The organism is Streptomyces sp. NPDC056486, assembly GCF_042795295.1.
In the GTDB taxonomy this organism is placed as follows: Bacteria; Actinomycetota; Actinomycetes; order Streptomycetales; family Streptomycetaceae; genus Streptomyces.
On record NZ_JBHTSF010000106.1, the window covers coordinates 24,710 to 31,067 of the forward strand.

The following is a 6,358-nucleotide window of genomic DNA, read 5'->3' on the forward strand; positions in this document are numbered from 1 at the left end:
GGTGGTGGGACAGGACAGCGGCCCGCAAGTGAGCCGCTCCCACCGTCAGGAGGACGACCGATGCCACCCATCGCCAATGGCTTGGACCCCGCCTTCGCGCGGGCCCCGCGGGCCTCCGAGGGCGAGACGCCCTCGTCGCGGTTCGACGATCATCTGGCCGCGCAGTTGCTGAACCAGCGGATCGTTTTCCTCGGCACCCAGGTCGACGAGGTCTCCGCGAACCGGGTCTGCGCGCAGATGCTGCTGCTCTCCGCCGAGGACCCGCGGACCGACATCAGTCTCTACATCAACAGCCCCGGCGGATCGGTCACCGCGGGGCTCGCCATCTACGACACCATGCGGCTGATCCCGAACGACGTGTCGACCCTTGCCATGGGGTTCGCCGCGAGCATGGGGCAGTTCCTGCTGACCGTCGGGACCGCGGGGAAGCGGTACGCCCTGCCCAACGCGCGGATCATGATGCACCAGCCGTCCGCCGGCATCGGCGGGTCCACCGCCGACATCGCGATCCAGGCCGAGAACCTGGAGTTCACGAAGAAGGCCGTCGAGCGGATCACCGCCGAGCACACCGGGCAGTCGCAGGAGACCATCTCGCGTGACGGTGATCGCGACCGGTGGTTCACCGCCGAGCAGGCCGCGGAGTACGGGATGGTCGACCGCGTTCTCGATTCGCTCGCCGACGTGCGGCCGGCCTCGGCCAAGCCGCGGATGGGACTGGGGGTCTGACATGAGCCAGTACACGATTCCGACCGTCATCGAGCGCACCCCGCAGGGCGAGCGCGCCTACGACGTCTACAGCAGGCTGCTCTCGGAGCGGATCATCTTCCTCGGAACCGAGATCGACGACGGGGTCGCCAATGTCGTCATCGCTCAGATGCTCCACCTGGAGTCGTCCAACCCTGAGCGCGAGGTCTCCATCTACATCAACTCCCCCGGTGGCTCGTTCACTTCGCTCATGGCCATCTACGACACCATGAGCTTCATCAGCGCCCCGATCTCCACGTTCTGCGTGGGTCAGGCAGCTTCCACCGCCGCCGTGCTGCTCGCCGGCGGCGATCCCGGGCGGCGGTTCGTGCTCGAACACTCGCGTGTGCTGCTCGGGCAGCCCGCGAGCGGCGGGCAGCAGGGGACGGTCTCCGACCTGACCCTCCAGGCCAAGGAGATGGTGCGGATCCGCTCGCAGGTGGAGGACGTCCTTTCCCGGCACTCGGGGCACGATGTCGCCACGCTGCGCGCGGACATGGACCGCGACAAGGTGTTCACCGCGCAGGACGCGGTGGCGTACGGGCTCGCCGACGAGGTGCTCAGCCGGCGGATGCTCGCGGCGGCGGCCTGACCCCTCAAGCGGCCAGGCGGATGTCTCCCTGACGCGGACGCGGTCGCGCCGACTGTGCGTGGCGGGTCTGGCGGGTCAACTCGCCCTGGGCCAAGGAGAGTAGGTCCGCCAGGCTGAGGCCGAGAGCACGGGCGCCGGCCGCGAGGACCTCGGACGAGGCCTCCTTGCGGCCGCGCTCCACCTCGGAGAGGTACGGCATCGAGATGCGGGCGGCCTCCGCCACGTCCTTGAGCGTACGTTCCTGAGCGAGGCGCTCGCGGCGCAGCACGTCACCGACGATGTCCCGCCACAGTGGCTCTTTGGCCGCCGGAGGCACTGGGGACACGGGAGTTGCACGCACCGGCGCGGCGGGCGTCTGCGCCTGGTGCGAGCGCGGGCGCAGGGGGATGACGCGAGCCCCCCGCTCGGCCTGCGCAGGCTCGGGATCTACCTCAAGGTTCCGCTCATGGCTGCTCACCTTCTCAGGGTATGAGCCGCCCGGCCCACCGGAAGGGATCAGCGTTCCGCCCCCGGCGAAATCAAAGCCCACACCATGCGCCTTACTTAGCCACTTGGCCTTATTTACGCGAGCGCCTCCGCCAAGCCGTCCGCCGCCAGGATCCGCCACTGCGCATCACCGTGCAGCCGGCCCCAGTACGCCATGGTCACCGCCCGCGCCTGCGTCCACCGGCGGGCCCGCTCCGGGTCGATCTCGGCGGCGTCCGAGAAGACGGCGAGGCGGCGCAGGACGGCCGCCTTCGCGTCGGTGGCGGCGAGCAACTCCTCGAAGCGGTGGTGGAGCAGCGTGATCGAGTCGTACGCCGGGTCGCCCGCGTACCCCTTGGGATCGATGGCGAGCCAGGGTTCGCGCTCGCCCCGCAGGACGTTGCCGACGTGCAGGTCGCCGTGGATGAGGGTGTCCGGCTGGTCGGGCCCCAGTTCGCGCAGGGTGCCGATCGCGGCATCGAGCAGACGGGCGGCCAACGGCGACCCCAACTCCTTGTCGCCGTCCCTCAGTTCGCGTTCCCACTCGCCGCACAGCGCGCTCACCCGGGGCAGTTCCGCGGGCGCCGGTACGGCCAGGCGCCGGGCGAGCAGGCCCGCGGCCGTGAGCGCCGTCTCGGCGTCCGGCTCGTCGGCGAGCGAGCCGGGCCCCGCCTGCTCCAGGAGCATCGCGAACCGCGGGTCGTCCCGCTCGTGCAGACGGACCGCGCCCCGCCCCTCCCACACGGTGAAGGCGTGCGGTTCGTAGACGTTGCCGGGGTGCGGGAAGGAGATCTTCAGGACGGCGGGCAACCCGTCGTGCCGGCGCAGGACCGGAATGATGACGCCCACCTGCCCGTGCGTGACCGGCGCCGACGGCACGCAGCCCCAGCGGTCGAGCAGTTCGTCGGCCAGTTCCGGCAGGGACGCCAGCCATGAGCGGCCGCGCTCACCCTCCCGCTGGACGGTGCTCGCGGCGAAGTCCTCGGGTGGATCGATCATCCCGGCACCCTAACGAAACCAGCGTGTGGCTACCGTTCACCCCATGCCCCTCGCTGAAGCCGCCGACGGCACCGCCCTGCACTACGAAGTCCACGGCTCCGGCCGCCCCTTGGTCCTGCTCAGCGGTCAGTCCAACAGCCGCCGCTGGTGGGAACCGGTGCGGGGCGACTTCGCGGCCTCGTACCTGACCGTCGTACTGGACTGGCGCGGCACCGGCGAGAGCGGCCGCCCCGACACCGACAGCTACAGCACGCCCGGCTTCGCCCGCGACGTCATCGCCGTTCTCGACCACGCGGGGATCGACCGCGCCCATGTGTACGGCACGTCGATGGGCGGCCGTGTCGCCCAGTGGATCGCCGCCGACCATCCGGAGCGGGTCGACCGGCTCGTACTCGGCTGTACGTCACCGGGGGCGCCGCACGGTATCGAGCGCGGGCCCGAGGTGCGCGCCGCCCTCAGCCGGCCCGACGCGGCGGCCGCGCGCCGCGCCCTGCTGGAGTTGATGTACACCCCGGAGTGGATCGCCGAGCGGGAGCACGCCTCCGAGGAGCCTGTGTTCCACACCCTCGGCGATCCGTCCATGCCCCCGCACGCACGCCGGCGCCATCTGCGCGCCAGCGCCCGGCACGACTCCTGGGACGCGCTGCCGCGGATCAAGGCCCCGACGCTCGTCGTGCACGGAACCGACGACGCGTTCAACCCGACCGCCAACGCGCCCCTGCTCACGGAACGCGTCCCCGGGGCGCGGATGCGGCTCCTCCCCGGTGCGCGGCACGCGTACTTCGAGGAGTTCGCGCAGGTCGCGACGCCGCTCGTGCTCGACTTCCTGAAGGGGGAAGAGGGCTAGCGGCTCGGCTCGCAGCGCCGGCCGGGTGATCGACGGGTTGCCCGGCGGTCGTCAGCGCCCCTGTGTGTCCCAGTTCGCGAGCACGGCGTCGGCCGCGGCGTGCAGGTGCCGTGCCGATGTGCCGTCACAGACCTGTGTCGAAATACCGAGCAAGAAGCCGTGGATCATGGAGGTGACGCCGTCCACGTCGGTGTCTTCGGCGAGTTCTCCCGAGGCGATGCCGCGTACGACGCACGCCCTGATGCGTGCCCGGTCCGCCGCGCGGCGCGCCGCCACGACCTTTCGCGCTCCGGCCTCGCCCGCTCCCGGTGCCCGGACCGTCCCCGAGAGGGCGACGAGGCATCCACGAGGGTGGGATGTGTCGGTCTGCATGGTGATCGACCCGTGGAGGAGCCGGGCGATGGCCTCGCGGGGACTTTCCGCCTCGTCGGCCACGACATCGGTGACGCTGCCCGGTCCGGCGATGTAGTGCTCGACGGCCTTCTCGAACAGTCCCTCCTTCGAGCCGAAGGCGCCGTAGAGGCTCGCGGAGGACAGCCCTGTGGTCTCGCGGAGCTGGGCCAGCGACGTCGCTTCGTAGCCCTGTTCCCAGAACAGCAGCATCGCAGCCTCCAGGACGGCCTCCATGTCGAAGATGCGGGGACGGCCGACGGGGGACACGGCGAACCTCCTCTATTGCGGACTGACTGATCCAGTTTGACACGCGTCAGCACGACGGTCAATATCGGATCAGTCAATCCATAACTAGCGGAGGAGTCCGCCCGATGACCACAACGAGCCCCACGCCGGTCCGCGAGCGAGCGCACAAGCCGTTCCCCGTTCCGGCACTGGTGGTGATGGCGTTGACGGGATTCATCGTGATCATGACCGAGACGCTGCCTGCGGGGCTGCTCCCGCAGCTCGCTGCCGGGCTCGACGTCTCCGAAGGCGGCGCCGGCCAGCTCGTGAGCGCCTACGCGATCGGAACGGTCCTCGCGGCGATACCCGCGATCACGCTGACGCGCGGGGCACGACGCAAGCCCCTCCTCCTTGCGGGCCTGCTCGGGTTCCTCGTCGCGAACACCGTCACCGCGGTATCGCCGTCGTTCACCGTCGCCCTTGCCGCCCGGTTCGTCGCGGGAGCCTTCTCCGGTCTGCTGTGGGGCATGCTCGCCGGGTACGCCCGGCGTATCGCCGCACCTGAGCACGCCGGGCGTGCCCTGGCCATCGCCATGACCGGAACCCCCGTCGCGCTGTCCGTCGGAACCCCCCTCGGCGCCTGGCTGGGCTCGACGGTCGGGTGGCGCTGGTCCTTCGCCGCGATGTCACTGCTCAGCGTCATCGTCATGGTCCTCGCGAAGTTCCTCGTGCCCGACGCCCCGGGGCAGCCGGCGCGGACACGCGCTCCGCTCAGCCGAGTGCCGGGCATTCCCGGCGTGGCGACCATCCTCGCCGTCGTCTTCGTCTGGATGCTCGCGCACAACCTGCTCTACACCTACATCGCTTCCTACCTGCAGCAGATGCGTCTCGCGCTCCGGCCCGACGTCACACTTCTCGTCTTCGGCGTCGCCGCGCTCGGAGGGATCTGGATCACCGGCGTGTTCATCGACCGCGCACTGCGCAGGCTCACCCTGGCGAGCGTGATCCTGTTCATCGTCGCCGCAGCGCTTCTTGCCGCCGCGCAGCAGTCCACCGTGCTCGTGCTGCTCGCGATCGTCCTGTGGGGCCTCGCGTTCGGCGGCTCGGCGACGCAGTTGCAGACGGCCATGGGGGAGGCCGCGGGTGAGAACGCCGATGCGGCCAACGCGATGCTGACGACATCCTTCAACCTGGCGATCTTTGCGGGCAGTGCTGTGGGGGCTGTGCTCGTCGATGGCGTGGGCGCCCCGGTTCTTCCAGCCGGGATGATCGCCCTCACGCTCATGGCGCTCGTCATGGTCGGCTTCGGCCGGCGCGCGGCATTCCCCGCAGGGCGTTGACCGAGAACTGACCGGACCACTCCTCGTGGCTTGTCACCCACCCGACGCCGCGAGCCGAGCCACCAGCTAGCTTCCGCTGCCGTACGGCTTGGTGAAGATCTCCAGGTTGTGGCCGTTCGGGTCCTCGAAGTACGTGCCCCGGCCCCCGTCGTTGGTGTTGATCTCGCCCGCAGCCTTGTGGTACGGGTCGGCCCAGTGGGTGAGGCCCGCGTCCTTGATGCGGCCGAAGATGCTGTCGAACTCGTCCTCCGAGACCAGGAAGGCGTAGTGCTGAGAGGTGATCGGCCCGCCGTCGCTGTCCGCGTAGTCCAGCGTGACGCCGTTGGGGATCTCGACGGGGATGAACGGGCCGAACTGGGGGCTCACTTCGAGGCCGAGGATGTCGGCGAGGAACTGAGCCGACGCCTTCTTGTCGGTGGCGGTGACGATGGTGTGGTTGAGCGCGATGGACATCGTGCGACCTCTTCCTGCGTCTGGTTCCTGCGTCTGGTTCCTGCGTCTGAAGTGCCCCCGTGCTGACGTCCACCACACTAGGCAGGGGCCGCGCGTCCGACATCGGTCACACGGCCCCCCACCTGGTGCGCAATGCGGACTAGGACCGCAGGCCGAGGCGAGTTCCGGCCACCCGGACCAGAGCGCGCATACGCCGTCGCCCTGCTGTCCCTTTCGGGGGGGCCCGGCGGCGGGGGGGCAGGGTGTGTGGCCCCCCCCCCCCACAGGGGGGGGGGGGTGGAGAAGGGGGGGGGGTGGTGT

Annotated in this window: 8 protein-coding genes; 4 read left to right on the forward strand and 4 right to left on the reverse strand. The window is 70.4% G+C overall.

The window, feature by feature from the left end; translation table 11 throughout:
* The first annotated feature begins 60 nt into the window (after positions 1-60).
* Positions 61-726, forward strand: a complete 666-nt coding sequence (locus tag ACFQ7F_RS31880; protein WP_383277881.1) for an ATP-dependent Clp protease proteolytic subunit — start codon at positions 61-63, stop codon at positions 724-726.
* A gap of 1 nt (position 727) precedes the next feature.
* A complete protein-coding gene (locus ACFQ7F_RS31885; protein WP_383277884.1) occupies positions 728-1,336 on the forward strand; it encodes a ClpP family protease in 609 nt (202 codons plus the stop codon).
* Positions 1,337-1,340: 4 nt separating this feature from the next.
* Here the strand turns inward: ACFQ7F_RS31885 and ACFQ7F_RS31890 are convergent, their stop codons facing one another.
* Together ACFQ7F_RS31890 and ACFQ7F_RS31895 are read right to left on the reverse strand one after the other, a co-directional pair.
* On the reverse strand, positions 1,341-1,793 hold the full coding sequence (locus ACFQ7F_RS31890; RefSeq protein WP_383277887.1) for a helix-turn-helix domain-containing protein: 453 nt from the start codon (positions 1,791-1,793) through the stop codon (positions 1,341-1,343).
* A 104-nt stretch (positions 1,794-1,897) separates the two neighbouring features.
* The gene (locus ACFQ7F_RS31895; RefSeq protein WP_383277890.1) at positions 1,898-2,800 is read right to left on the reverse strand and encodes an aminoglycoside phosphotransferase family protein; all 903 of its coding nucleotides are present in this window, start codon (positions 2,798-2,800) and stop codon (positions 1,898-1,900) included.
* Between the two features lie 43 nt (positions 2,801-2,843).
* Here ACFQ7F_RS31895 and ACFQ7F_RS31900 point away from each other — a divergent pair, with 43 nt between their 5' ends.
* Positions 2,844-3,647, forward strand: coding sequence for an alpha/beta fold hydrolase (locus tag ACFQ7F_RS31900; protein WP_383277893.1), 804 nt, complete (start codon positions 2,844-2,846; stop codon positions 3,645-3,647).
* Between the two features lie 51 nt (positions 3,648-3,698).
* On the opposite strand, the gene ACFQ7F_RS31905 is transcribed toward ACFQ7F_RS31900, so the two are convergent.
* A complete protein-coding gene (locus ACFQ7F_RS31905) occupies positions 3,699-4,307 on the reverse strand; it encodes a TetR/AcrR family transcriptional regulator (protein WP_383277896.1) in 609 nt (202 codons plus the stop codon).
* A 104-nt stretch (positions 4,308-4,411) separates the two neighbouring features.
* On the opposite strand from ACFQ7F_RS31905, the gene ACFQ7F_RS31910 reads away from it, so the two are divergent.
* A complete protein-coding gene (locus tag ACFQ7F_RS31910; RefSeq protein ID WP_383277899.1) occupies positions 4,412-5,605 on the forward strand; it encodes an MFS transporter in 1,194 nt (397 codons plus the stop codon).
* A gap of 66 nt (positions 5,606-5,671) precedes the next feature.
* Here the strand turns inward: ACFQ7F_RS31910 and ACFQ7F_RS31915 are convergent, their stop codons facing one another.
* Entirely contained in the window at positions 5,672-6,058 is a 387-nt protein-coding gene (locus ACFQ7F_RS31915; protein WP_383277902.1) for a VOC family protein, read from the reverse strand.
* Between the last annotated feature and the right edge of the window lie 300 nt (positions 6,059-6,358).

Excerpts from the sequence above, each read along its gene's own strand:
- ACFQ7F_RS31880 (WP_383277881.1), top strand. The coding sequence starts at position 61 with ATGCCACCCATCGCCAATGGCTTGGACCCCGCCTTCGCGCGGGCCCCG.
- ACFQ7F_RS31885 (WP_383277884.1), top strand. The coding sequence starts at position 728 with ATGAGCCAGTACACGATTCCGACCGTCATCGAGCGCACCCCGCAGGGC.
- ACFQ7F_RS31895 (WP_383277890.1), bottom strand. The coding sequence starts at position 2,800 with ATGATCGATCCACCCGAGGACTTCGCCGCGAGCACCGTCCAGCGGGAG.
- ACFQ7F_RS31900 (WP_383277893.1), top strand. The coding sequence starts at position 2,844 with ATGCCCCTCGCTGAAGCCGCCGACGGCACCGCCCTGCACTACGAAGTC.
- ACFQ7F_RS31910 (WP_383277899.1), top strand. The coding sequence starts at position 4,412 with ATGACCACAACGAGCCCCACGCCGGTCCGCGAGCGAGCGCACAAGCCG.
- ACFQ7F_RS31915 (WP_383277902.1), bottom strand. The coding sequence starts at position 6,058 with ATGTCCATCGCGCTCAACCACACCATCGTCACCGCCACCGACAAGAAG.